Consider the following 26,178-nt stretch of genomic DNA (forward strand, 5'->3'; position numbering starts at 1 on the left):
CCACTCCTCAGAAGTCAAAATCGGTTGTGATGCCACGTTTCAACTGGAAGCGATGGCTTGTGTAATCATGATAATGGCTGGTCTTGCCGACCCGCTCTCGCAGCTTGAGGAATACGTCCTGATTGTTGAACTTGTCAGCCTCGCGCGACAACAGGAATTTCCTGGGCATTTCGCGTTCCCGGGCATTATCGGACGTAAAATCAAACTGAAGCACATGCTCATCAGAAATCAAGGTGTCATCGGCTGCGTAAATCCCGGCCAGAAGCTCGCGAGCCTGCATCTTTTCGGAAACCGGTTGCGCCTGATAGAATACCACCGCCGTCTGGCCTGAAGTAATCTGGCTACGACCCGAAACGATGATCTGCACCTCAACCTGGCTGATATCGGCGTCACGCTGCTTGCCAACACGGATAACAGGAATAACGATTTCCTGAAGTGAAGCACCGCCGTGCACAAACCGGCTCCCAGCCCCCTTAACCCGCAAACGATTGATCGAGTTGGGGATCAATACGTCAAGATCACCAGAGAGACCAAGGTTGGCAGAGCTGAACTTCTTCATGCCCGAGGTTTCTTCAAGCCCTCGACCGATGACAAAACGACGATTGCGCATCAGGATTTCTTCACCCTTTGGATCCGCCACCGCGAAGTCGCTCTCATCCAGTGCGCGGTGCTGATACAGGAAACCATGATCCGCTGTAATCAGGATGTTGGAGAAATTGGCCGAGGTCAGCTTGCGAACCAGTTTGGTAAGCTCGTCGATCGCGTCTTCTGCAGCTTTCGGCAGTTGATCTTCGGTTTGCAGTTTGTCACCGATCGCATCGATCAGGTTGTGATAGATATAAACGACGTCATTGTCCCGGAAGAGCTCCTTGCCATCATCCACCCGCATATCCAGCACATCCCGGGCAGCAAGCGCCTTCGCGCGGTCGCCCGCCCTGCCCGTGGCCAATATCTTTTCTCGTGCGGCAAGACCCTGGGTGCTTTCACCGCCGGATAATACTGTCCCCTTGCCGTCTGAAGCGAATGACAGTTCTTTGTTCGGAAGAAGAGCCGCCATGCCCAGCTGCGTATAACTCGGGAGTGCACTAATCATCGGTTTGAGTTCTGCATCAAACCGGTTCAGAGCCCGAATGCGGCGCAAGCATTCTTCTGCCACCTCAAAACGCAAAGCATCCGAGACGATGACAACGACCTTCTGGTCCTTGCGCCGGAACTCTGCCGCCTGTTCGGCATAGAAGGCGCTTTGACGCGCGTAGCCGGGAATAGACCAGTCATTCAGCGCCGTAACCTGATCCTGCCAGGCATCGTTCAGTTTAAGCAGGAAACTGTTGGTGTATCTGTTTTCGACTGCTTCATAGAGTTCTGACAACAAAGAGGCATGGCCGCTGCGCTGCATATGGTAGATGAACTTGCGATAGTGCTGATCAAGCTTGTACCAGCTGCTTACATATCGCTTCACCCCTTCTGCAGGGCTTGTCATTCCCACGTTGGCCTCCGCCAACGCCTGCTGGAACTCAGTGGCAAAACCGATCGCCTGATAGATATCCTCATAGATGGCATACCAATGACTTTGCCTGCGTTCACGGACCCATTTCAATACGTCAGATGCACTGACTGTCTGGGTCGACATCGCATGCACAAGCTGCCGGATAATATGGCGATCAATTTCCTCAAAGTGATCGATCGCCATGACCGTGCGAAAATCACGCTTTGACAGGTCAGCAGGGATCTTTAGAAGGCCCTGATAGCGCTCAGACAGCGTCTCGAAAGCTTCTTTCCAGTGTCGATTGTTCTTCCAGCGACGGAAGACCAACAACGCCTCGGCGTTGAGCTGACCGTCTTCACCCATTTCCCGCAGGTAGGCTGACTGGAACAACGTGATTGCAAAGTCTTCAAAGTCCGGCTGATCCGGTTGATACCCGTAAGCATTGCCAACCTGTTTCCAAAAGAACTCCGTCAGACCCGAACGCTCAATCAGGCGCATGGCGTCATCACGCCCCTCTGCCAGGTCACCCAAAAGCGCCTCAATCACAGTATCGAGACCACCTTCAGCCCCGACACAGACGGCAAGCAGACGTGATCTGATTTGCTTAATCTGGTCACTCACATGGGCGCTGATATCAACAGATTGAATCAGCCGTTTCAGCGCCACCACTCGCGCCTTGGCGCGGTAGAACTCCATATGGTCGCGCACCACACTTTCAAACTGGGGCGGCAGACCAAGCTCGCCAAGCCAGATACCAGCCTGATCTGCCTTGAACACAGCGCTCGCCAACTGCAGATCCAGCAGCCAGTTTGAAGCATTCTCGGGCTCCGGCCCGTCATGGAACACAAGGAACTTTGCACCGGGTTCCTGCCGTAACATTCGATACTTGAGACCAAACTGATTGTTGGCAATCTCGACCTTGGTCACGTCAGCCAGATCGACGCTATCAAACGCGTTACGCATATCGCGCGCAGCGTCATACCAGAAAACGATCCGGTGTTCTTCAAACAACCTTTGCAGACTTGCGCTGATTCTATCGGGCATTCAGCTGCCTCTGTTTTACCTGTTTACCCAATGCGGCTGCTATCCCGCTAATGCTTATCTTCTCGCTCACTCAAATCTCTTGAAGCGTTCGATGAGCAAAGTCTCCTATGTCAGAGCACGCGCCTGCGCTACAATCGACAAAGCGTCTTCGATTTCGGTTGGCTCTTGCAGGTTAAAAAGCACGCCGCCTTGGTGACTTGCATGCATAACAAAGCTGCGATTGGATGCATCCTCGATCGATCCACTATCTGTTTCGACCTCGTTGAAATCTATATCTATGACAAGAACAAGTCCGTACTTGCGGGGTACAACCTCGAGAATAAACTCGGGGTCATGGTAACTGACCGACTTCCGCTCTGCCATCTCAATCACGTCAGGAAACTCCGACCGCAATCGTGAGCGCAATGCCTCGAAAAGCTTCGCTGCATCTTCGCTCATATTGACTTGGGAAACACTGCGCCGCTGTGCCTTGGCTTTGAGCTCTTCAACTTCCATATCCCGGATCACAGCCTCGTCGGCGATCAGGCACGGCCAAATACTCAAAGCTCTCTCAGCCAAACGTCTACCGCGAGCTTCCATTTCCGCTGGCGTCCATTGTGGCTCGTCTCGAATATCATGGTTAAGACGGACCGAACTCTCTTGGAACCCACCCTTGATTGTTTTCTTTTCCTCAAAAGGTCTATCACTGTAAGTAGAATTGTATCCCGTGAGAGTTAAGTTTCCCAGCCGATGCAGCCACACCATCTGAATTTGTTGCCACTCATTTCCAAGCATCTTGCGCCAGGAATCATCCAATTTCTCATTCTGCGGCATTACATGTTCGATGGTGTATTTGCTGGTGTCGCTGAATTCTTTGCTACCTCGGTTTTCCAGTCCATCAAGCAAGTGAAAGCACACGCGCTTGTAGTAGATCTCTCCCTCCTCCAACGCAGCCCTGAATGCATCATCCTGAGGAAATGCATAAGAGGGAGACATCCGTGCCATCGCTGCTTTAAGCGAGGCAAGAGGTTGACTATCTTGGATTTTCTGAGCGAGCTTCGCGAACTCAAGTCCGTATCCGCGGGTCTGCGCCCCAATCACTGCACGGCGCAAAAGGTAACTTTCCAGCAAGCCAATCGCCTCCAAAAGTTCTCTATCACTTAGCGTGCCGGACATCTCCTGCGCCTCTAACAGTCGCATGACCAGAATTGCGGGCACATCCCCAAGTCGCCGCAATCTCGCAAAGGCGCGGGCACGCTCGTCGTTACCTCCTCCAACCGCAAAGGCTGCATATTGCCTCCCGCGACGCAACAATTCTTCAAGAAGTTGTTCAAGCGCTTCAAGGTCCTCGCCGATATCGGCAAAAGCACGCCGGAATGCATCATACACCCGGTCAGACCGTTCGAGCTTCGTGGAGTGCGATCTCAGTGCAAGATAGTCCCGGATGAAACTATCGAAGGCCCGTTCGCTGCCCCGGAACAACTCCTCAATCTTACTCCAATAGATCTCATAAAAGCGCGTCTGCTCTTTCTCGGGAAGTCGCATGAGAATAAAGTTCCGGATCAAATCCGAAGGGCTCAGGTCTACTCCCGTCGAGTTGAGGCTCTCAAAAATCAGTTGCGGGTTGTCAACACCACGGTCCAGCGTGACATCGACAAGTAAGAGGCGGTTGATCCCCCTATAAACCCGCTCTGGATCCTCTTCCTCAAGGAGTTCCCGGAAGAAATCGTAGTTGTCACGTATCCGTGGCGACGGCATCGCGGGCTCGGTTTGCCCATTAATGAGTGCTTGTAGAGTGGCGTCATCGTGGCGACGAAGTCTCAACTTGACCTCCCGCTCGCCCTCTTCCTGAAGATTACGCAAGAAGTAAGCATCAATCCGCTTCACAGTCGGGCCATCATCACTGCCTTGCCATCCCGTTTCCCGAATGTGATCACGCAATGCCGTCAATAAAAGGGTCAGAGTTGTTACCCTCTGCTGCCCATCAATAAGCAGCCAACGAGTAAAGCCTGCAGAACTATCCCCCGTTTGGATATACACAACCGACCCAATGAAATGGCCGCGATCTGCACTTTCATCGGCAATTGCGAGTAAATCATGCCATAGCTGTCGGCAGTTTTCCTCAGTCCAGCTGTAGTCGCGCTGGAACACCGGAATGATGAACTGCGAAGCTCCGTTAATAATTTTCGGGAAGAACCGCTGCACAGCATTCATTGAATATCTCCTGATTTACTCGCGAAATCAGCTAAGCCAAAGCATCCGCAACATGCAAACGGCCGCGCCTTTCCACCCCAAGCAACAACGACACAGCATGCTTTTCTGAATTGCGATTTCACGTTTCCTTCGCCTCCAACCCGGCGATCTTCTTCAGCGCTGCACCGAACTTCGGATAATTGGCCTTTACACCATCATCAAGGTCGATCTCGATCTTGGCCTGCGCGAGCGGGAAGACAACTTCGCGTTCCCATTCAATCAACTCGTCAAGCTGCTTGGCGATCACCGCCAGCTCTTTGAGCGCTTTGGTCCGTTGCCCCTGGCTGGCATCGGGATCGTCCGAGAGTTTTTCAAGACGCTCACGCTCGGCCTCCAGCTTGCTAATGAACTCGCGCAGATAGTCGTTAAGCACGACAGATACCGTATCAGCCCGATACCGATGCATATAGATTAGCGCGTTGAAGGTACCCTTGGGGCTTGAGAACATCCAGTAGATCGGACGTTTCTTGTAACGCTTCACGTGATCGGCATAGAAATCCTTGGTGAAATACTTGCGGATATCCTTACCCAGCGCGTCTTCGATGAATTTCAGGTTCTCACGAAAATGCGTCTCACCAAAGGTCACGCGCAGGAACAGACGGAAACGCTCTGTGATGTCGTCGGCAAACCAGTCACCATCCAGCACAGGAATAACATTGTCGGCGTCGGGCATGAAGCTGGGCTCGGGGATGCGGGCAAGATAATCCTCCAGCCGCTCGCCCTGATTGGCAAGGATCAGGCCCGGCGCGTCGAGGCTGTAGCGCCCAAACATGCAGCCCACGGCATAGCTGAGGAACTCGGCCATGGTGTCAGCGCGCAGGCGGGTCTCGCGGTCGTCCTCCGAGCCCTTTACGCCATAGCGATAGGCGGGGTTGCAGGTGAGGGTGATCTCCTCGATCGGCACCTCGGGGGTCAGTTCATCCTGTAGGCCATAGGCGTCAATGAAGATGCGGTTGTTCTCTTGCTCCAGCCGCTGCATCTCGTCCGTCATGGACTGCCAATGGGCGCGCAGCGTGACGTAGCTTTCCTGCAGCGTTTCGCCGCTATGATCGGTTGAGAGTAGCGAGAGCGTGCTGAAATCCCAAGAGGTTTCGTAGGTGTCCCAGTCTTCAGACCCCAATGACACTAATCTCTCGATAACCTTGCATGCAGTAGTGGTTACATCCACCGCTGGGGCTGGAACTGTCTTGACGTCAAATAGGTTGATCGACATTGTGGGATTTGCGATTTCGAGAGCAACTTTTGCGAACGGACTGTTCAATGCGCCAAGTAAAACGCTGGCTGCTTTGGACGTTACAGGAAAGACCGCAAGCCCCTTTGTGTCGAAAGTGGTGTCAGCCGGAAGAAATCGAAAGCCAGATTTCTTAGTAGAGATTGGTGACCATGTTACACCCTCGCGATACCAATAATCTTTTGGGATGATGCGTCCTGACAAGTGGCTTTTGTAATAGCCTCTTGCGGACTCCGACCAATCAACAACATGCTCAAGATTTCCAGCCCATTTTCTAAACTCTCCCCCTTTGGAATACAGCAGCCAGCGCTTTTTTCGTCCTCGCTGCGCCAGCCCGACTTCCCAGATGTATCGGAGGAAACGCTCGTTGTCTGACGTAATATTCTTGCCTTCAACTTCGAACATTTCGGAAATACTGTTGTTCTGATAAGCGCTCAACACACTTTCCGGAACCCAATAGGCCAATGCAGCGCTTGGCAAGATAAGGAATTGCTTGGCATACTTCGAGAAACGAATAGTCCGAGGCTCAGTTGGCTCGAGCGCGGCGGAGAACATAGTGGCCTTTTCTGCCTCCGAACGGCCATCGGTCAGACGAAAATAGTCTGCACTATTATTTGTTGCGTATCCTTTTCCGAGCACAAAGGCGACCGTCGAAACAACCTCCCCTCCAATTGTATCGAACGCACGCGTTCCCAAGTGCAGAACGGTGGTCGGAGGAGCAGTAGTGAGAAGTTCTCGTCTCAGTGCCTCGAATGTGGGCAGAAACATCCATGACTGCATATTAATCATGGCTAGGAAGCCTTGCCTTTTAAGCAGATTGACCGAGCGCTCCATGAACATCGCGAAAAGGTCAATCTTGCTGTCGGGGTATTCAGTCTTTGCGAAGTCTCCGAGCTTAGTGTTCATCCCTTTTCCGCCCATATACGGCGGATTAGCGACCACAACGTGATACTTCGGAGACAGCGCCTTGGCCATGCGCAGCACGGCGATGACACGCTCCTGCAATTCCTTCAGCAGTAGGTCGCTCCCGAAATCCCGCGCCTCGACCACCCTCAGCGTCTCGGCCGGATCGCGCAGTTTAGGCACGATCAGCGATCCAAAGTTCTTGGCCTGCCCGAACTGACCCAGCGTCTCACGCAGCTCATCGGTGAACAGATCCTTGCCCACCACCGCCATAACGTCCTGCATCTCGGCATCTGTGAATGCCACGTTCTGCAACACGCAGATGTCGGACTTCACTTCCATCCGCAGGAAACGCCGCCGTCCTAGTTTCTCTGCCGCTTTCATCGTCAGCGCAAAGGCCGCAAGCGCGCCCGCGCGGTCGTCAATTTCCACCCCAGTCAGGTTATGCGTCAGTATCAGTGCAGGGATATCAGCCGCATCATAGCCTTCTTCTTCATAGATCGCGTAGAGCAGATCAAAGGCATAGGTCAACATGTGCCCCGACCCACAGGCCGGATCGCAAATGCGGATTTCTTCAGGACGGGAAATGCGCAGGAAATCTTTCTCGGGTTCTTCCGGCGCAATGTAATAGTCCATCCGCTCGGCCAGTTTCGATCCGGGTCGGTTCAGCAGCCAGAGCCGCCCCAACGAGTTCTCCACCAGGTAACGGACGATCCAGTGCGGGGTGAAAAGCTGTGTCGCCGCGGGGATATTCTCGGCCGTGATTTTCTTGTTCTTTTTTAGGCCTGCAAAGACCTGGTCCTTTTTCTCCGAGATGTAGAACTGATACAGCCACCCAATAATTTCGACATCCTGACAGGCGTCTGCGGTCATCACCTTGCGCAGTTCCGCGAGGATGGAGGATTGCGACAGCAGATCCTCTGGCATCAGCAGTTCGGTGTAATCGTCGATCTTCTCGAACAGGAAGGGCATCGGGCCATGCCACTGATTGCAGGCATGGACAAGCAGCAAACGATAAGCTTCTGCCTGTGGATCAGATGATGGTGTACGTCCATCAAGAAGTGCACCAATCGTGTTTGAAGCCCCGTCTGGAATATTACCCGCCAAGGCCTCAGCCAGGATTTCCGGGCGGGTTTGCCCATCAGCTGGTGAAACCACACCAACAGTCGTGTAACCGTTGATATCCATGAACCGTAACGCGGTAAATCGGTTAAACCAGGTATAGGCGACTTGCTCGATGACCTGCGCCCTACCATCGCGCGCGATGGCGGCGTCAAGCTCTTTCATCGCCTTTGGGTGTTCCCGCCGTGCCGGGGATGCCGGATCGATCACAATGTCAAGCTTGGCGCCGACCTGATCAATCAGCAGATTACGGGCTGCCTGGGCAAACTTCTTGAGCGCGTTCGTATCCATCAAACAATTACCTTTTTGCCTGCACGGATCTGATCAAGCAGGGTCTTTTTCATTTCTTCGACATATTTTTCAACGTCGGCCTCTTCAGCCAAGAAAGCCTTGGCAAAGCTGACCTTTATTTCGGACGCATTTACATAAGCTGGCTGTTTAACCGGCTCGGGCGTGAAAGCGGGTGCTGGATCCTCTGCCATTTCCGGGTTGGGATTGGGGGCCGTCGGGGCAGAAGCTTTCGGTTGGTTAAAACGATCAAGCTCTGCCAGGACACGTGGCAAAAGATCACGCTTGGTGCTATTCGCCCGATCGCGCAAGAACGGGATCATCTTTATACTATCAAGGCCTGCCTTCTGGTCCTCGACAATGCGTTTGATGTAAGCCTGATTTTCCGAAGAAAGCTTTTGGAAATCTGGCATCTGGGTGATTTTAGCCGCACAATCGTCAATCTCGGCGATAACCGCCTTGCGTTCATTCAACACCGCCAAGTCCACCCGGTCTTTGAGCGCATAAAGACCGGATTTCAATGACTGGATGGCGGCCCCCTTGTAGCAGTTCGGGTCAGCCAACACCTGCTTTAGCGCGTCACCAGCTGCAGAGTCGACGTAAGGAATATTGGCCTCCTGATCATGCAGGAAAAACCGCGCATCGTCATAGATTTCGCGCTGAGCCCCGCCCATGAAGCTGCGGATTTTATCAAGGACCTCTTCCTTGGTATCAAGAAGGGCATCTTCCTGCGTTGCGGGCTCGGTGATGTACCAGCCAGCAGGCTTGCCAACCATGGCAGCGATTTTCGAGGCAAAGGGCTCCAATGCAACAACGAACGGGTACTGAGCCTTCTGTGCATGAAGTTTGCCCAGTTCTTCTGACAACGTTCTCGTGCTTTCCGCCCATTCGGCACCAATCGTTCGCGCGTCGGACCCGTCTGACGGCAGGTCAAACAGCTCCTTATAAAGCTCTTTGGCTTTGCGGATCTGGGCGGCTGTAAACTCGGTCTGCGGCGTCAGCAGAATGTTCGCCAGCGCATGACTGTTGTTAAGGGCTTTTGCCAGTTCCGCGCGTTCCAGCACCGTACTGTCAGATCGCGCCTCGATCTTGCCCTTGCCGGACAAACTGGCCGCAAGACATAGAGTTGCCGTTGTCGGCCAACCGTATGGCTTGGTTCCAAACCGCTCGGTCAGGTATTTGACAGATACCTTCATCCCGTTTCGGGCCTGGGACTGGACATAGTTCAGAACTTCCTGTTCTGCCTCGGTCAGGCCTTCTCCATTATTGCCAAAAAGGCCGCTTTCCGGCGTTGCCGCCTTCAGGATATCAACTTCGGCATAGGACACCCCACGCAGCATCGGCAGATTGACATAGACCTTGTCCACCAAGACCTGGAAGCCCTTGACGATGCGGTCTTGTGGATCTTCACCGCCAATTTCGAGCTCATCGCCCCGCGCAAACAGACGTGCTTCTGCCATCAGCTTGCGAAGACGCAGCTCAAGATCCTTATGCCGTCGGCTGTTCTGCTCCCCCTTCTCGGCAACGATGCGGTCGCGTCCTGGCTGGGGTGAGCCCGTGCGGGCTTGCCGGATGAACTTGTCCGTCTGCTTGAAGAGCGTAAGGTCGCGGATAAACCGCACATCGGGCTGCAGCACCACGGCCAGTTCTTCGCGGCTCATGTTCCGCATACGCACGGCGTCGGGTGTCGCAACATCGTCGTTGAAGGGGCTTATGACGTTGATTGAGAGCTCATACTCCCGGCCCAAAAGATGGTCATCGAGCTTGCGGCTGAAGCTGTATTCGTTGCCGGTGGTCAAATGCTTGATCTTGCGGTGACGCAGGATGGTATCGAAAGCCAGTGTTTCCATTTCCTTGGAAAGCTCTGCTGGGTCAACGTCGAGCGCCTTGATCTCGGCCTCAACGTCTTTTTCCTCATTGGTCAGGAATTCGTAAACCTCGCCGTTGCGTTGAATAAGCGTATTGCGTTCAAGGAATGACAGCGCCTCTTCGATCTTGCGCCGTTGCTTACCCTGATCCGTGTCGAATTTCGAAAGCAACAGAATGCCAAGGTTTCGAACCGTTGGTTTGAATTCCTTGACATATTTGACAAGAAACAGCGCCTTCAGGACACGAACAGCAAACGGATCAATATCCTGGATTTCTTTTTCAGCAATGTGGATCGACTGCTGCACTGCCGATTTCAGGACGGAGCGAATACCTTCGAACATCAAATCGAAAGTCGCTAACCCGCCGACAGGTTGATCGACCATTTTCTTGGCGACTTCTTGAAATACGCCCAACATTGAACGCTCGCCGACCGAGCTGTGCTTACCCTCAAAAGCATTGTGCTGAGACAGCGACCTGATTGCCATCTGGAACAGCATGTATTGATATGGCGGGAACGGGTAGCTCGAAATGAATTGTTCGCGACCTTCAAAGTTCTTCAACTTGATCGAGCCGTCGGTAAAGTCGAACAAAGTTTTCAGGTTGTTCTCTTCCCGATCATGGAGGTTGCCGAGCCTGGCTTGTCCTTCATCAGTCTTTGAAAGAAGGCGGCGCTGAATGACCTCTGCGACGTCTGCGGAATTCAAAGGCATCCGGACGCCAAAGCGCGCCATGATTTTCGAGAAGTCCTGCGACTGGAACGCTTTGCCATCGCCGATAATCGCTTCCATATCCTGCTGGGATGTTACGATCAGCCAAGCTTGACCTTTACACTTGGTGTTCAGGCTTTCGGCGATGGTCTGCAGGTTCGTCATCAGTTTGACGTTCTCGGCGATGTATTGGCCGACCTCGTCGACGAAGAAGTTCAAACGAAACTTCGGCTCCTGTCTATCGATCCAGGCCTTGACCTTGTTGGCAAAGTCCTCGATCGAAACCCGCGTGTCCGACCGATATTGCCCGAGAATGTCACTGGCATCTGCCGGATCACCACCTGCAACCGAGGCAAAGGCCGCTGCGATGTTTTTACGCTCAAGCGCTGCCTGTTCTCGCCCGCGCTCCCAAGGCTTTCCAGCAGCCGCAGCGTAGGCCTCCTTAAATGCCGCCAATTGCCCTCGGTCATCCAGGTCACGCTCGAACTGGGCAATATGAGGCAACTTTCCGTAATATCCGCAGGCCTCGTCAAAGACCTTCTGAAATACAGACAAAAGTGCGTCGATATCTGTTTTAGAGATAACATCTGCTTTTTGGTCAATGTTGAAGAGGATCGAATTCGATGGCACTGACACGGCCTTGCGCAGCGCCCCCAATAGCATCGGTTGATCCTTGAGCTTCTCTTCAAAGATTTCCAGGGCAGGAACGCCGTCCACCTCCCTGTTTTCCATGAGAAGCGCCAACATCTTAAGGAGGTGCGATTTACCCGACCCGAAGAAGCCTGAAATCCAGACACCATTCGCAGTGTCATAGTTATTATAGGCATCCAGGAAGGTTTCCAGACGTCTGCCGATTTCGTCCGTAATTACATATTCGTCGAGCTCGATGCGCAGACTTGCCTCATCATCAGCCTTGATCACGCCGTCAATTGGACGATCAACGGCCTTGGCGAAAATATCTCTCAGGACAATGGTCATCGCATCAGACCTCGTAATTAAAAATGTTAAACGCTCGGTAATATTTGTCGTCGTGAAGCAGGCCAAACAGGTCAAGTGACCCACCTGTGGCCGTTGAATGCGTATATTTGCCAGGGAAGAACAGGACAGTTGGCTTGTCCTTGGCAGTGCTTTGAAGGTTGTTAAGCACATTGTGTGAGCGGATGTAGGGATAGACCTCACCGACGCCCGAAAGGAAAATCACGTCATGTGCCTGGCCTTCAATCGCCTCACCAATTCTGGGGATCAAATGCTCTTGCACATCTAGGACCCCTTGCAACAATTCCCTCAGCTCTGACTTGTCCATGTCAGGTTCGAGTTCGAGCACTTGGTCCAGAATGCCACGCTCTTCTAGAAGCCCCAGCGATATGTCGTAGAGGCTCAGGTCAAGCGCTTTAACGCCCGCATGCCCAATCCGCTCAAGCAAATCCAGCCGGTCTTCAATCATCGTAAGACCTTCGTCGGCCGGAAACGGACAAATGAAAAAGGGCACTTCGTTCCCAAGCCCCTGCTTGGTGAGGAAACGTTCGCTTGTGATCACCCGATAGAGATGCTCAGCACGTTCCTTGCGTGATAACTGCAAGCTCAAGACTGCATTCCCTCAATCATAATTCCCGGAAAAACTGATAAGTCGCGCGGGTTTGTTGCCTCAATCAGATTGCGAAGAGGTGCAGAAAGATACGTTGACTGAATCCGGTTCTCCGCAGAGATGATGCTTGCCTCACGCATCATGCGAAACATTATCTGCCTGAGCTTGCTTCGCGTACTGTCACTAATGGCTGCCAAGCCATCATCCCACTCCGCTTTGGCTTCAAAGAAAATATCAAAAGTCTCTAACGGCAACTCTAGCTGGTAAGACAAATAGCGGTCACAAATAACTTCAACAGCAAACTCCCGCACAAACCGATAGGCTCTGCATGTTGCAATCCAGAGCAGGTATTGCTGCTCTTGACGTACAGCATCCTCGGTCAGAAAACGGACCTCTTCGTCACCGAGTGTCATCAGTCGATTCACAATTTCACGCAGGCTGCGGCGGTTTGAAACTGCTTTCGGCAGAGATGTTGCGCCTTCTTGTAGCGCACGTTCCAGCGTATCTTTCCAATCCTCACCTATACGATGTAAATCTGCGACGAACACACTCTCCGTCAGGAACAACCCGCCGGAAGTGAAGGACATCTTGTAGGGCTGTTTTGCTGCGGGCGCTGCTTTTTGTGCCATTGTGGTCATCCGATAATCTCGTCACGGCTCAGGAGCATAAACTGCTGAGCCCCCGGCTGTCTTGCTACAAGGTCGGTAAAGCCGATTCACCGAAGACCAGTCAAGTCGTTAGAGAAACCACAAGTCCACACGCTTATTCAGTCTGATGCAGCGCCGACATACCCACGAGACCTTCTCTATTTCGTTATGAGGCTATTTTAACCAAACATCTCGGCTAGCCTGGATTCACTCTCATCCCCCCTTTCTTTTGTTGAGCATGGCACCGCCATGCGAATAAGCAGGAAGCCCGTTTGGGCTGTTTGGTGGGCCCACCAAACCTATCCTGCCCCCGTCACGACAGGTGAAAGTTGTGCAATCTCTGACACAGACTGGCACAAACTGGCAATCTTCGTCAATCTTTGGCACTTTCTGGCATTCACTGGCAATACACTGTTATCATTGATTTTTTTTGATATTACTATTCTTACGAGAACATGCCTTTTTACCCTTGCGCATTAGTCTTCCAGTCGAGTAATCAAAAGAATCCCGATACGTTTTCTACAACCATAGCGGAATGCGTATCATCGACCGGCAAGGGGCCGAAATGAGCGAAATCTTTACCTTTAACTTCGATAACGTCGATTTGCGTGCCATCGAAATGGATGACCAGATCTGGACTGTGGGTACAGACGTCTGCAAAGCACTTGGTTACCGGGATGCAGAGAACGGTTTGCGAAATCTCGATAAAGATGAAAAGGGTACACACATTATGAGTACCGCTGGCGGTGATCAGAATTTTCTGACCATCAATGAAAGCGGTCTCTACTCCCTGATCTTTAGAAGCCGGAAGCCAGAAGCAAAGCGCTTCAAAAAGACTGATTTCAATGACGAAACCTTAGCCGAGCTCCTCGCTACCGGTATCGGCACCTACATGCCGGAACGGGTCAGTTGGCAAAGGCCACTGCATTAATCCGCCTCTGCGGACCATTGTTGCTGCTCCCAGCCCTTCACCCATCATAAGAACATAACCAGAATGCGAGGCTTCCTTGAGAGCTGGAATTTATGCTCGTCACTCGACCGACAAACAAGGAACGAGCTCAGAAGATCAAATCCGCCGCTGTCAGGAATTCTGCCGTATCAAGGGATATGATGTCGTTAAGGTCTATCGGGACGAGGCCCTGTCCGGAGCACACATAGAAAACCGGCCCGGTATCAATGCCTTGTTGATCGGTGCCCTTGACGGTCGGTTTGATGTTGTTATCGCGGAAGACTTGAGCCGAATCAGTCGTGATCAGGCTGACACCGCCAATTTCTTCAAGAAAATGATCTTCCTCGGCGTGCCGGTTGAAACTGTCAGTGAAGGCCTGATAAACGAGCTTCATATTGGCCTGAAAAGCACTATGAATGCGCTATATCTCAAGGATCTGGCCGAAAAAACCCACAGGGGTGTTATTGCCGCAGTGCTGCGTGGCGGCGTACCTGGCGGGAAGCTCTATGGCTATGATCTGGAGCACGCGCTTGATGAAGCAGGCGAGCCAATACGCGGGAAGCGAACAATCAATCAACAGCAAGCCGAAATCATACGCGATATCTTCGCAGCCTATGCATCTGGTAAGAAACTCAAACATATCTGTGAAGACCTCAATCGAGGCGGTATCGAAGCACCAAACGGAGGAAAATGGGCACCGACAACGCTTGTCGGTTCTTTCGTACGCCAGACAGGCCTGCTGCGTCAGACGCTTTATAATGGCACCATTACGTTCAACAAGATGCAGTATCGTAAACACCCGGAAACCGGCAAGCGCGTCTCGATCTTGCGTCCGGAAAGTGAATGGGTATCCGTGCCGATACCGGAACTGGCCATTGTCAATGACAACCTGTTTGCCAAAGTGCAGCGGGCCTTGGATATACGGTCTGCAAAGCAACGAGAACGCAAGCTGACTCCGAAAGTCACGACAGAAGCAGAGAGGCGCGAAGCCTCCATTAATCGTTCCCGTGAATGGCGGCGAAAACAGGTCATCACCGGCAAACGCGCAAATGCGGTGTTTGGTGGCAAGCTCTACTGCGGTAAGCACGGAGAACCGATTGTTGCAACCTATGCCCGACACTACTCTTGCAAAACAAAAGGGTGCCCCAACAGAAGCCTCAACTATGACCAGATTATCACGCTCGTCATTGAAGCCATCAGCAAACTTGATCGCAATATGATCATGGCGCAATTCGACAGTGGAAAAATAGAAAAGAGACGCTCAAAACTGGAACGTGAAATTGAGCAACTGAAGGGAGAACTTGAGGCTGTCCGCACTGGCCTAAACAAGGTCATCGATGCTTTGGGCCCCGACGCCAGGTCTCACGAAATCCGTGCATTTTTTGACGACAAATCGGAACAGATTCACCGTCTGAAACTCGACATTTCCCGATGTGAACGGGAACTGGCCGAGACAACACCTCCCAAAAGCATCGACAGGATTGTCGCTCACCACAAAACGTTGATCGCAAAGCTGGAAACCTGGTCACGCGATCCGGAAGCCGTAGCCCCTATGCGCCAGATTATCGACAGGCTGACCATTCACGCCATCTGGAATGAGGCTGAAGAATGCTGGGAGCGAAGCTGCGAGGTGACGTTCGACTTTCCAGCAATCACCGCAGCGGATAAGCGTCGTTAAGACATAGCTCGACCAGCCAAGAACTCTATTGGCGAAAATCAGGCGAGGAGAAAACGTTGAGCATAATTGCCATCTTGCAAGTTGGCAAATTGACGACAACAGTCCAGAGAGCCTTTCGCTTGTGGCGTGAACCTATCTATTGCACCCAAGCTTGTCTGTCCGATGACCTGCGTAGAAGTCCCTCCACCAAATTTCGTCCCTGTTTGATTGCCCCCTGTCCGAAGCTGTTCGATATGCCATGTGAAAAGTCCCGGTTCATGCGAACCGGGACTTGTTTTGTTGTTCGTTGTTTAGTCCGAACAACGTTTAAAGATGATGCCGTCCCATCCGCTCTACCGGGTATCCTGTGGTCAATAGTGCCAATGCCATCGGATCGTTTGGCAGGTCATTTCCCCGCCAGGCAATGTGCAAATCAGGGCGCACGAGGAACATGTCCCGACCGTATAGTTCACGCAATTTCGGGCTAGGAAGATCTACCATCCGGAATGGTGCACCGATTTTCTTGAACGCCGTAGCAAGGTCACTGACGCCCTCTGTATTGCCAGAGAAACGAACCAGAGAATAGCAGCGTTCTAGACTGTCATTGATAGAGCGCCCGGGCTCCAACCAGACATGAGGCATCCGGACCCCGGTCCAGGCAGTAGGGTCATATGTACGAAATAGGTGTTCAGGGCCGCCAGGTTCATCCCAGATTACCGGGCTGTCCACATATCGATATCCGAGTTCTGCACCAATCATCTCGTTTGTCTTGCGCTGCTCAACATCGGCTACCCGCGCCAGATTTTCCCGAAGGGCTGCTCCCTCTGGTGTGTTGTCGTTAAAACCTGGTTGCCATTGAGCACGCCATTTCCGTCGACCTTGAGAGGCATAGCGAGACGCACCAATGTTGCGATCACCTATCTGGCGCCTCTCGATCTCGTAAGAACGCAACAGATTTGGCCCAGCCCAGCCATGAAGCGTTGCAGCAAGCTTCCAAGACAAGTCGATTGCATCGCCGACCCCAGTGTTCATGCCAAGCCCCCCGGTAGGGATGACCAGATGAACAGCGTCACCGGCGAGCAAAACCCGGCCATGGCCGTAACGATCAGCAAGAAGAAGGTTCTGTTTCCACTCTCCTACGTAAAGCATCTCGTAGTCGATGTCCGCGCCGACAACCTTTTCAAACTGTGACGCCATCGCTTCGTCACTTTCTACAACAGCATGGAGAGTCCAGTGCTTGGTGGAATCCTGCATGATAAGAAATGACGCCTGATCGTCTGCGACATGGTAGTGTCGGCCATGACCAGGTCCATCCCCCAGTGGCAGTCTGGAAAACAGATCATCACAGCGGTAGAGTGCCTGGCGTAGCCTTAGCAAATTGCCTTCACCACGTAAGCGAATATCAAGTGTTTTTCGAACTATGCTGGCACCGCCATCACAGCCGACCATATAGTCCGAGCTCAGTTCGTATGTGCTGCCATCCGCCCGGCGCAAAGTGGTTACGACACTTCGGGCATCCTGCTTGAAATCTACAAATTCGGTCCCGTAGGAGAGCGTAACTGATGGCAGTTTCTCGGCCACAGATTTCAGGAGTGGCTCTACGGTGTACTGTGAGATCAACTGATACGGTTCTGCCGGTTCGGACGTTCCTTCCGAGGCTTCACATATTTTGCGAGCCTCATCGACCGAGGGATACTCCAGATGGAGCAATGGCTTTTCGGTCATTTTGGTGACCACAAATACATCCATTGGAACACTGCTATCCAAGCCTGCGGTCCTGATCTTCTCCGCCAAGCCCATCCGCCGGAATATTTCCATTGTACGTGCATTGCAACGTTCCATTTTCGGCAGGAATTCAGGCTCCGGCTTTTTCTCCACCAGCGTACATTTGATACCCTGAAGGCCGAGGTCAACGGCCAGAGTCAGGCCAACTGGCCCAGCTCCAATAATGGTAACTTGAGTGTCCATGTTTAACTCCCTGAGTTTTCGTAGCTGGCTCGATAATTAAAAGGAGGCCACCATAGCGTCAATAAAAATATCTCATAATGTGGGAAATTTGAAAAACCAGAGGAGGTCGCACTTGGCAAGTACCCGCTGCTCTCTTATGTTCGAGCAAAAATTTGTAGTGAGAAAAGCAGGGGCACATACGTGCAAAGCCACGAAAAACTTTTGGGTATTTTAGATCTCTTCGACGAGGCCAATCCGGAATGGGACTTCGATGCTTTGCTCGAGCGACTAGGTTTCAGCCGTTCAACCCTGTATCGCTATTTAAAGGTCCTGACCGATGCTGGACTGCTGTCTTCGTTTCCGGGACGCGGATATAGTCTGGGGCCACGTATCATCCAGATGGATCATCAGATTATCGTTAGTGATCCGCTGATACGGGCAGCAAGGCCTATTATGCAGAGCCTCACGCGCCAACATGTCAGCGTCGGCCTACTTTGCCGCCGCTATCGTCAGGGTGTACTTTGTGTGCATCAAGAGAAAAGCACAGACCAAATCCGCTCAAACTTCGAACGTGGTCGGTACCGCCCCCTATTGAAGGGAGCTGCTTCCCAAGTCATTTTGGCACACCTGTCGCACTATCAGCTGTCGCGCTTATACGATGAAAATCCTGCTGCCTTCTCTGAGACTGGTCTTGGGACGACCCTCTCCGAAGTTCGTTCGCACCTTAAAGAAATCAGGCATAAAGGATGGCACCACACGATAGCGGACGTCACCCCCGGTGTAACCGGTATTGCAGCACCACTTTTTGATTCCCAAAATGACGTCGCAGGGAGCTTAAGCCTCACTTTTCCCGGCACAACAATTTTGGCGGATGAAATTGCAAAGGTGGGTAAGCAATTGGTTGTTGCAGCAGTTAGCATCAGCGAACAGATACGTCAGAAATCATGAGATTCCAGTATCCTGCGGCAGTCGCCAGTTAACATTTTTATCTCGTATGTAGGTCGAGACGATAGGTCTCAGAAAATCCAAAATCACCTGAAAGTCCTGATCGGGCAATGTACTGCGCCCGATCAAAAACAAGGTTCTGGTGATGCTCGGCTGAATTATTGGCGCCCAATCGAAACGCCCTTCCGTGATTGCGTCGGAAAAAAGCCCGCGTGGCACAATCGCAAAACAACCGTGAGATAGAATTACTTCCCTTTTAAGATTAACTGATTCGACTTCCAGCGCAACTTTGAGGCTGACATCTTCTTGGTCGGCCAGTTTGTCCAAAAGTTTTCTCGTGATCTGCTTCGGACTGTCCATCACCAGCGGAAACCTGCCCAGAGCACCGAAGGAAACTTCTTTTCGTCCCCCACCTAGACTATGGGGTGGCCCGATCAGGATGAGATCGTCATAGGCAAGTATGGCACTTGATCTTTTCAGATCAGATGAAGGGTCGTAAGTAAGCGCTAAGTCTAGGTCGCCGTTCTTGATCATAATCCCTAGATCTGATGACAGTCCTTCCTGCAACCCGAGTGTTAGCGATTTCTGGTCTGCAAGCGCTCGAAGGAGCGGTGGGAGCAGCAATTTCCCGGGAGTAGGTGGTGTTCCAAGTGTAATTCTGCGTTCGGGATTGTTAGCATAAGCACGCATTGCATGACGCGCACTCTCAAGATCCTGCAATATCTTATCAGCACGACCCTGAAGTTCTCGGCCCGCCTCGGTAAGTTCCATTCCTCGTGATCGGCGAATGAAAAGGCTAACCCCCAGTTTGGCCTCCAGTTCACGAACTTGAAGGCCTAGGGCTGGTTGCGAGACATTTAACTTTTGAGCAGCCAGGGTTTGACTGCCAGTTTTCGCTACTGCCAGAAAATATCTTAGTTGCCGAAGCCTCATGCCGAGCCTTTCTCAATGACGACCTTGTGATAGTGGTAAAACTTATATCACTAGGAGGCAAACGGTATTTGTAACATTTTTGGGGTGTTCGTAACCTTCATAAGATTAATTCTAAGGAGAACGACCGTTGAAATACATTGACGCTTTTAACCATTTCTTCCCGAAACCATTATGGGATAAAATGCAGAATTCCGAAGGCACGGTGCGCGATATCGGCCAAAGAATGCGGGGCATTCCGGCCATTTACGACTTGGAAGAACGCTTCCGTGTAATGGATCGTTTCAATGACTATACACAAATTCTCTCCCTCGGCATGCCGCCAATCGAAAGCCTGGGAAACCCGACCGAAACCGAGGAGCTTGCCCGTCTTGGTAATAACGGGATGGCAGAGCTGGTCGCAAATCATCCCGATCGCTTCGCAGGCTTTATTGCCTCATTGCCGATGAATTCGCCCAATGCCGCCAGAGAAGCAGAGCGTGCCTTTACAGATCTGGGCGCTAACGGATTGCAGATTCATACCAATGTAAATGGTCGGGCGCTCGACAATGATGAATTCTTCGCTGTTTTTGAAATGGCGGAAAAGCACGGGAAGCCGGTCCTGCTTCATCCGTCGCGTGGCGCAAACATGCCTGATTACATTGATGAAGATAAATCCAAATACGAAATTTGGTGGACCTTCGGATGGCCTTATGAAACCAGTGCGGCTATGGCACGGCTGGTGTTCTCAGGCATGATGGACAGACTGCCAAATTTGAAAGTTTTGGCCCATCATCTCGGCGCTATGGTTCCCTACTTTGAAGGGCGTGTTGGTCCCGGGATGGATCAACTTGGTAAGCGAACGACAGATGAAGATTTGAGTTTGGTGCTCAAGAGCCTCAAGAAGCGTCCCCTGGACTATTTCAAGGATTTTTATGCAGACACTGCGGTCTTCGGTTCACGCGCTGCAACACTTTGCGGGCTTGAGTTCTATGGAGAGGACAAGGTCCTTTTCGCCTCGGATAGCCCGTTCGATCCTGAACGAGGCCCCGGTTACATTCGCGATACGATAAAGGTTCTCGAATCTATCGAGATGTCGACCGAAACACGCGAAAAAATCTCGTATCGCAATGCCCAGGAGTTCTTCGGACTGAAAAAGGACTGAGAAAAGTCGGCACGGCAGTCCAAAAAGGGCTGCCGTGCTTTACAAAAGCATCCCAGGGAGGAAAACATGCTCAACAATATGTTCAAAATAACGGGTTTAATAGCCGGAACGATCATGTCGCTAAGCTCGGCTGCTTCGGCACAGGTTCTTAGTGTTGGAACAACCGAAGGGGGGGCTGTCGCACAACTCGGTGCTGCTGTTTCGAACGTTGTGTCTTCACATTCGGACTATCAGATGCGTCCGCAGGCTATGGCAGGGACACAGCAATACATGACGGGCGTGGATATGGGCCGGATCGATTTCGGCATATCCAACTCGATGCAATATTACATGGGGGTCTCAGGAACTATGCTTTCTGAAGGACAACCTCATGAAAACCTTCGGGTCGTCGCAACCTTGGCACCATTTGTACAGGGGGTGATCGTAACCAATAAAAGTGGTGTCAGTAATGTCGCGGAATTGGCTGGGATGCGCATTCCGGCTGGTTATAATGCATCTCCTTTGTTCGAGTATTTCTGGGACGCATTTCTTGCGGGCTCAAATATGAGTCGTGATGATGTATCCGGTGTCCCGGTCACCTCATTGCCAAACAGCTGGCAGGCGTTTCGTGAGGGGCAGGTCGATGCAGTTATCGCAGCTGCTGGATCTGCTGCGGTTCGCGAGATGAATGCTACAATTGATGGCGGCATCCGCTATATTCCGCTTGAGCCCGATGCGAAGATGATGGCTGCGCTGCCCAAGACGCGAATTGAGGTGGTAGAACCGGCTGAGGGGCTTGACGGCATCGAAGTTCCGACCGGTCTGCATGTCTATGAGACAGTCCTATTCGCTCATAAGGACGTTTCTGAGGATGCGGTCTACGCTGTGACCCGGGCTCTTGCAGAGAATGAAGCTGCTTTGAAGGCATCAGGGCCGTTGTGGTCCAACTACAGCACCAAGCAGATTCATACCGACTTCGAGCTTGAATATCATCCTGGCGCACTGCGCTATTATGAAGAAGCAGGTCTTAGCGCCAAATAAGTCAAATCAAAGGATGTCGCACCCGTTCGGCAACAGCCCGACGGGTGCAACATGATGTACAGGAGCAGGCGCGTCGTCACCGATCAATACCTGCAACACGAAGTTCACCCATCGCTGACACTTCCTTTCCTGCAAGCTCACAGGATAAACACATGAACCTCACTACGAAGCCAGTCACGGCTCTGGGCCACGGTATGGGCCTTGGTGTTACAATTTTTGCACTTATATTGGGTGGAAATATCGCTTCTCGTGCCGGGATATCCATCTTTCAGGAACAACTTCTGTTCCTCGTCTTGGGTTGTGCGATAGCCGCGGTCTATATCACGACCCCAAAACAATTTTATCCTCGTTGGGCTGATTTCGTTCTGGCTGCTGTCGGGCTCGGACTTTGTGTCTGGACCGCTTGGCGCTATCCGCTGCTCTCAGCAAATTTCTTTCGCTACGAACAAGAAATCTCTTGGATTGGAATGGGGCTAATTCCACTTTTGCTCGAAGCGTTGCGGCGCAAGGCGGGATTTAGCCTTGTGGCTGTGGTTCTGGTCTTTCTGGTCTATGCCCTGGTTGCGGACAAGATACCGGGTGCGCTGGGTGGCCGGGCCAGTCCCTTGGACGAGCTACTGGGGTATCTTACCATTGATTCCACAGCGATGATGAGCTCGCCAATTAAAATCGTCGCGACTATCGTAGTCATTTATATTCTATTCGGGGCTGTTTTGCAGGCAACGGGCGGTGCCAACTGGTTCACTGACCTCGCTACCGCTTTGGTGGGACGCCGACGTGGCGGTGCAGCGAAAATGGCAATTGTTTCCTCAGCACTGTTCGGTTCCATCTCAGGTAGCGCTGTAGCCAATGTTGCTTCCACTGGTGTCATTACGATCCCGTTGATGAAAAGGGGCGGGTATAGCCCCCGAATGGCTGCGTCTCTTGAGGCAGTCGCCTCTACAGGAGGACAATTGATGCCGCCAGTGATGGGAGCCGCAGCTTTCCTCATGGCGGAACTGTTGCAAACCTCCTATGCCACAGTCGTTATTGCCGCAATCATCCCATCGTTTCTGTTCTTTTTGGCCGTGCTCGTTCAGGCTGACCTGGAGGCCGGGGTAAAACGGATACCGCCCGTGCCCGATGAAATGATCCCACGCCTTATCGACGTATTGCGTGCAGGCTGGTATTTCCCGCTACCTTTTGCTGTGTTGATCTGGCTATTATTCAGCGAGAATAAATCGCCAACCGTAGCTGCATTTTGGGCGATCCTCGTCGTTATCGCCTTCAATCTGGTATTTGGCTACAAAGGCCACCGTGTCCGGTTAAATGAATTGGGGCAAGCACTGCTTGATACAGGTCGAGGATCTGTAGAGATCGTTCTGATTGGCGCGATTGCCGGGCTTGTCATAGGTGTCTTACAGACTTCAGGACTAGGGTTTGGCCTCACCTATCTGCTTGTCAGCCTTGGACAGAACAGCCTGATTTTGTTGCTCATTGCCACGGCTTTCGTATGCATACTACTCGGCATGGGGATGCCGACTACCGGCATCTACCTACTAGTGGCCACCCTTGCTGCTCCGCCTTTGTTGCAACTGGATGTCATGCCAATAGCAGCACATTTCTTCATTTTCTATTTTGGAATGATGTCCATGATCTCACCGCCAGTAGCCGTGGCGGCATTTGCAGCGGCGAGTATTTCCGGTGCAAGTGCAATGCAGACAGCTTTGACTTCAGTACGCATTGGCTGGCCTGCTTTTATTATTCCTTTCCTCTTTGTGTTCTCCCCTTCGCTGTTGATGCAAGGAGACTGGGATGCGATTGCTTTGGCTGTTGTCTCCGCCTCTGCGGGTATTTGGTTGGTATCTGTTGCCATGGTCGGCTTTTGTCGTACAAGACTTCAGGCCCCCGAGCGACTTTGGGTCGGGGCCGCAGGTTTCATGTTGTTGATCCCTGCGGATATAGGATCATTTGGTCTCTGGATCGAACTGATCGGCCTACTGCTTGGACTTGTCTGGGTATGGCGTCAGTTTTCCCGACCGTTGCAACAACCCCAACATTAATCTGTACTATACGATATCGATCAACTAGACCCCGGTTTAAACAAACCGGGGTCTATACCATTTAGCAGGTTGCCACTAAAAGTGACTTTCTGCCTGTGACCTGGGCCCTTAAAACTCCTCCAGAAATGAGTTCCCGCTCGTAAGGCAGTAGGCCTGCGATCTGAAATCACCACGGTTAGAACACCAAACAAATCATTCATAATTCTCCGCGAACTGTCCGGGATGATATCCGGCAAAATCCTGCCGGTTCATCAGAGATACCGAAGAACTTCAACAGTGCCATCATCATTGACGGACACCAGTTCGCAACGGCCATCGGGCCATTTCCGGACAATCCTGCCTTCATGGGCCGGATCACAATAGAATACCGGTCGTCCAGCCTCCAGATGGGCTTTTGCTGCCCGACCGTCATCATTGGCAAGCTGCTTTTCAAACTCCTGCCAAAGCTTGCGGCTTGCGGCTCCTCTGGCATTCGTCACCTGCGCGAATGTGATTTCCGGCATGAGAATTCCTTGCCTGATTGCATCATCGTTTCAAAGTATGCACTATCGGTCGCATCAGGAAACGTCAATCAAAGACCAACTCTCAGCATCACACATTGCCATACTTGGCAGAACGGCGTGCGCCCGTTTCATAAAAACATTCTCTGCCTTGATCGCACTCCAGGGTAACACGTAGTCCAGATAAGGTTCGGCAAGCTCTTTGGCGGGTAATCGGACTAATGACCAGTCGACACAATCGCGATACTCGGTTGCCTTGAGCCTCTGGTCGATCTCGTGCACTTCCTCGATCACACTTTCCGGCCAGGGCCATTCCAAACCAGCCAGTAACGTGAACCGTCGCCGGATCGGCAGGACAATCTCGCTTTCAAACCGCTGCCAAACCCCAAGCGCACGCATGGTACTCTTGATCGGGGTCGTAATATCGCCGGTATCAAACTCTTCGATGTCGTGAATCAGAGCATAACCGGCAGCCTCCGGGGACGCTAAGTCGCAGGCCTGAACGCAATGCTGGGCAACACTGACATCACAGGCACCGTTCCAGCGTCGAATGCGCGACAAGCCTGCCACCTGATGACGAAACACCTCTAGCCGCACTTCAAACGACACAGGAACATGATCAGAGGACATCATCAGCTCACGCATGACACATCTCCGATCAGCAATCCCCGGCGTTCGGCAACGGCTTCAATGACCGGCATTAAATGATGACACGTCATGTCCTGAACACACCGGCTCCGGGCTTTTAAATCGATTGTGCTGCCACGAAGAACCGCACGGATCTGAGACAGCCAGAGACGCGGATTGCGACAACCGGGAATATCGGCCTGAACAACAACTTGGCATATCTCGCGCCATTCCGATGGATCAGTTGGATCACAGACAGCCTTCAAAACGTTCGCATCTGCCACGACCGACGCCTCCGAAACCAGCCCATCAAGAATATCCAGCACACCAGGCCGTGAAGGCCTTTTTCCCTGTCGTCTAACATCTTCCAATGCGTTCCGAACAGCATCAAACCCGACACGGTCAATGGCCTCATTCACACGCAAACAGGCATTGGCCAGCGTCCAGGGCTCGGCACAAAGGCGCTGCCACTCTCTTGCTTGGATCAGACATTGATCATCGACGGAAGGCAGGATGACGGCCCCCGTGCCACTTGTGGCATTGACGTGCCCCTGTTCCTTCTCATCCGTGTTATCATCTTTATCCGTGTTAATATTGGAACCGGCACCACATGCCGGTCTAACACCGGAATCATATGCCGGTTTGAGGGAACCAGATGCCGGTTTGGCGCCCAGCCCGACCAGCTGATAGGCGTTGCGATTGCGCAGCCGTCCGGCACTCCGTACCAGACGCCGGATCAAACCAAGCTGTTCAAGACGTTTAAGAGCCTGTCGGACCTTCCGTTCTGACAACCCGGCTTCGCGGGCGATGGTCTCAATTCTGGGGAAGCAGTCCTGGGTTCGGTCATTGACGTGCGATGCCAGAACCACGGCAACACAGATCTCCGAAGTGCTGAGATCATCGTGATCGAATATCTCGTTTTGCACCCATTGCCAGCGGGCAACGGCGGATGTTCCCGCAGGTGCGGACTGTGCTGTACCCTTGCGGATTTCGGCGTATGCATGAAGGGATGTCATGTTTGGTATCGGCGGAGTTTTGCTCTCGCATTTGCACTTGACAAAGCGATCCCGTTACCTAAACTGATGCTCAGATTTCGAGACTGAGGCAGTTTAAGCCTTTTCAAAGACCCGCTGCGCCAACAGCGGGTTTTTTATTGTCTAAATTCTTGAAAAGTCAGGAAAAACTAAAACTCGGAAATGCCGTCTCCTCTTTTTGAGGAGTGTCCCCGAACTTTTTCTCTTGTTTCGCGAATCCGTCGAGTCTATATCTCAAAACTCAACGGATCGGAAAGAGTGGTTGCGGG

At 52.2% G+C, this 26,178-nt stretch carries 17 protein-coding genes; 6 read left to right on the forward strand and 11 right to left on the reverse strand.

Going from position 1 to position 26,178, the window contains the following annotated elements:
- Positions 1-7: 7 nt before the first annotated feature.
- The 6 genes from pglZ to B3Z49_RS15050 form a co-directional block, all read right to left on the reverse strand.
- Positions 8-2,530, reverse strand: coding sequence for a BREX-1 system phosphatase PglZ type A (gene pglZ, locus B3Z49_RS15025; RefSeq protein WP_296992346.1), 2,523 nt, complete (start codon positions 2,528-2,530; stop codon positions 8-10).
- A 105-nt stretch (positions 2,531-2,635) separates the two neighbouring features.
- Positions 2,636-4,723 (reverse strand): DUF262 domain-containing protein, encoded by a 2,088-nt coding sequence (locus B3Z49_RS15030; protein ID WP_296992348.1) that lies wholly within the window; start codon positions 4,721-4,723, stop codon positions 2,636-2,638.
- A 118-nt stretch (positions 4,724-4,841) separates the two neighbouring features.
- The gene (pglX, locus tag B3Z49_RS15035; RefSeq protein WP_296992350.1) at positions 4,842-8,309 is read right to left on the reverse strand and encodes a BREX-1 system adenine-specific DNA-methyltransferase PglX; all 3,468 of its coding nucleotides are present in this window, start codon (positions 8,307-8,309) and stop codon (positions 4,842-4,844) included.
- Positions 8,309-11,860 carry a BREX system P-loop protein BrxC gene (brxC, locus tag B3Z49_RS15040; protein WP_296992353.1) on the reverse strand — a complete coding sequence of 1,184 codons (3,552 nt, stop codon included), beginning with the start codon at positions 11,858-11,860 and terminating at the stop codon, positions 8,309-8,311. Before brxC ends, pglX begins: the two co-directional genes overlap by 1 nt.
- Before the next feature lie 4 nt (positions 11,861-11,864).
- Positions 11,865-12,467: a DUF1788 domain-containing protein gene (locus B3Z49_RS15045; RefSeq protein ID WP_296992355.1), complete on the reverse strand. Its 603-nt coding sequence runs from the start codon at positions 12,465-12,467 to the stop codon at positions 11,865-11,867.
- Entirely contained in the window at positions 12,464-13,096 is a 633-nt protein-coding gene (locus B3Z49_RS15050) for a DUF1819 family protein (RefSeq protein ID WP_296992357.1), read from the reverse strand. Before B3Z49_RS15050 ends, B3Z49_RS15045 begins: the two co-directional genes overlap by 4 nt.
- Positions 13,097-13,679: 583 nt before the next feature.
- Between B3Z49_RS15050 and B3Z49_RS15055 the strand changes: the two genes are divergently transcribed.
- Positions 13,680-14,045: a BRO-N domain-containing protein gene (locus B3Z49_RS15055; RefSeq protein WP_296992359.1), complete on the forward strand. Its 366-nt coding sequence runs from the start codon at positions 13,680-13,682 to the stop codon at positions 14,043-14,045.
- Between the two features lie 76 nt (positions 14,046-14,121).
- Complete coding sequence (locus tag B3Z49_RS15060) at positions 14,122-15,741, forward strand: recombinase family protein (RefSeq protein WP_296992361.1); 1,620 nt, start codon at positions 14,122-14,124, stop codon at positions 15,739-15,741.
- A gap of 306 nt (positions 15,742-16,047) precedes the next feature.
- On the opposite strand, the gene B3Z49_RS15065 is transcribed toward B3Z49_RS15060, so the two are convergent.
- A complete protein-coding gene (locus tag B3Z49_RS15065; RefSeq protein ID WP_296992362.1) occupies positions 16,048-17,688 on the reverse strand; it encodes an FAD-dependent monooxygenase in 1,641 nt (546 codons plus the stop codon).
- A 180-nt stretch (positions 17,689-17,868) separates the two neighbouring features.
- On the opposite strand from B3Z49_RS15065, the gene B3Z49_RS15070 reads away from it, so the two are divergent.
- Complete coding sequence (locus tag B3Z49_RS15070) at positions 17,869-18,615, forward strand: IclR family transcriptional regulator (protein ID WP_296992365.1); 747 nt, start codon at positions 17,869-17,871, stop codon at positions 18,613-18,615.
- On the opposite strand, the gene B3Z49_RS15075 is transcribed toward B3Z49_RS15070, so the two are convergent.
- Positions 18,610-19,545, reverse strand: a complete 936-nt coding sequence (locus tag B3Z49_RS15075) for a LysR family transcriptional regulator (protein ID WP_296992367.1) — start codon at positions 19,543-19,545, stop codon at positions 18,610-18,612. The genes B3Z49_RS15070 and B3Z49_RS15075 overlap by 6 nt on opposite strands.
- Before the next feature lie 127 nt (positions 19,546-19,672).
- Between B3Z49_RS15075 and B3Z49_RS15080 the strand changes: the two genes are divergently transcribed.
- From B3Z49_RS15080 to B3Z49_RS15090, 3 genes are all read left to right on the forward strand, one after another.
- A complete protein-coding gene (locus tag B3Z49_RS15080; protein WP_296992369.1) occupies positions 19,673-20,686 on the forward strand; it encodes an amidohydrolase family protein in 1,014 nt (337 codons plus the stop codon).
- A gap of 66 nt (positions 20,687-20,752) precedes the next feature.
- Positions 20,753-21,706: a TAXI family TRAP transporter solute-binding subunit gene (locus tag B3Z49_RS15085; RefSeq protein ID WP_296992371.1), complete on the forward strand. Its 954-nt coding sequence runs from the start codon at positions 20,753-20,755 to the stop codon at positions 21,704-21,706.
- 152 nt (positions 21,707-21,858) lie between these two features.
- Positions 21,859-23,748, forward strand: a complete 1,890-nt coding sequence (locus B3Z49_RS15090; protein ID WP_296992373.1) for a TRAP transporter permease — start codon at positions 21,859-21,861, stop codon at positions 23,746-23,748.
- A gap of 251 nt (positions 23,749-23,999) precedes the next feature.
- Here the strand turns inward: B3Z49_RS15090 and B3Z49_RS15095 are convergent, their stop codons facing one another.
- Genes B3Z49_RS15095 through B3Z49_RS15105 form a run of 3 tightly spaced genes read right to left on the reverse strand, consistent with a single transcriptional unit; the run spans position 24,000 to position 25,891 of the window.
- Positions 24,000-24,251 carry a hypothetical protein gene (locus B3Z49_RS15095; protein ID WP_296992375.1) on the reverse strand — a complete coding sequence of 84 codons (252 nt, stop codon included), beginning with the start codon at positions 24,249-24,251 and terminating at the stop codon, positions 24,000-24,002.
- Between the two features lie 54 nt (positions 24,252-24,305).
- Entirely contained in the window at positions 24,306-24,893 is a 588-nt protein-coding gene (locus B3Z49_RS15100) for a hypothetical protein (protein ID WP_296992377.1), read from the reverse strand.
- Positions 24,881-25,891, reverse strand: a complete 1,011-nt coding sequence (locus B3Z49_RS15105) for a helix-turn-helix domain-containing protein (protein ID WP_296992379.1) — start codon at positions 25,889-25,891, stop codon at positions 24,881-24,883. Before B3Z49_RS15105 ends, B3Z49_RS15100 begins: the two co-directional genes overlap by 13 nt.
- Between the last annotated feature and the right edge of the window lie 287 nt (positions 25,892-26,178).

Source organism: Thalassospira sp. UBA1131 (assembly GCF_002311515.1).
In the GTDB taxonomy this organism is placed as follows: Bacteria; Pseudomonadota; Alphaproteobacteria; order Rhodospirillales; family Thalassospiraceae; genus Thalassospira.

What these genes read in the sequence shown, in the direction of transcription:
- pglZ (WP_296992346.1), bottom strand. Translation starts at nt 2,530, where the DNA reads ATGCCCGATAGAATCAGCGCAAGTCTGCAAAGGTTGTTTGAAGAACAC.
- B3Z49_RS15075 (WP_296992367.1), bottom strand. Translation starts at nt 19,545, where the DNA reads ATGAGGCTTCGGCAACTAAGATATTTTCTGGCAGTAGCGAAAACTGGC.
- pglX (WP_296992350.1), bottom strand. Translation starts at nt 8,309, where the DNA reads ATGGATACGAACGCGCTCAAGAAGTTTGCCCAGGCAGCCCGTAATCTG.
- B3Z49_RS15095 (WP_296992375.1), bottom strand. Translation starts at nt 24,251, where the DNA reads ATGCCGGAAATCACATTCGCGCAGGTGACGAATGCCAGAGGAGCCGCA.
- B3Z49_RS15105 (WP_296992379.1), bottom strand. Translation starts at nt 25,891, where the DNA reads ATGACATCCCTTCATGCATACGCCGAAATCCGCAAGGGTACAGCACAG.
- B3Z49_RS15030 (WP_296992348.1), bottom strand. Translation starts at nt 4,723, where the DNA reads ATGAATGCTGTGCAGCGGTTCTTCCCGAAAATTATTAACGGAGCTTCG.
- B3Z49_RS15050 (WP_296992357.1), bottom strand. Translation starts at nt 13,096, where the DNA reads ATGGCACAAAAAGCAGCGCCCGCAGCAAAACAGCCCTACAAGATGTCC.
- brxC (WP_296992353.1), bottom strand. Translation starts at nt 11,860, where the DNA reads ATGACCATTGTCCTGAGAGATATTTTCGCCAAGGCCGTTGATCGTCCA.
- B3Z49_RS15085 (WP_296992371.1), top strand. Translation starts at nt 20,753, where the DNA reads ATGCTCAACAATATGTTCAAAATAACGGGTTTAATAGCCGGAACGATC.
- B3Z49_RS15100 (WP_296992377.1), bottom strand. Translation starts at nt 24,893, where the DNA reads ATGCGTGAGCTGATGATGTCCTCTGATCATGTTCCTGTGTCGTTTGAA.
- B3Z49_RS15055 (WP_296992359.1), top strand. Translation starts at nt 13,680, where the DNA reads ATGAGCGAAATCTTTACCTTTAACTTCGATAACGTCGATTTGCGTGCC.
- B3Z49_RS15090 (WP_296992373.1), top strand. Translation starts at nt 21,859, where the DNA reads ATGAACCTCACTACGAAGCCAGTCACGGCTCTGGGCCACGGTATGGGC.
- B3Z49_RS15065 (WP_296992362.1), bottom strand. Translation starts at nt 17,688, where the DNA reads ATGGACACTCAAGTTACCATTATTGGAGCTGGGCCAGTTGGCCTGACT.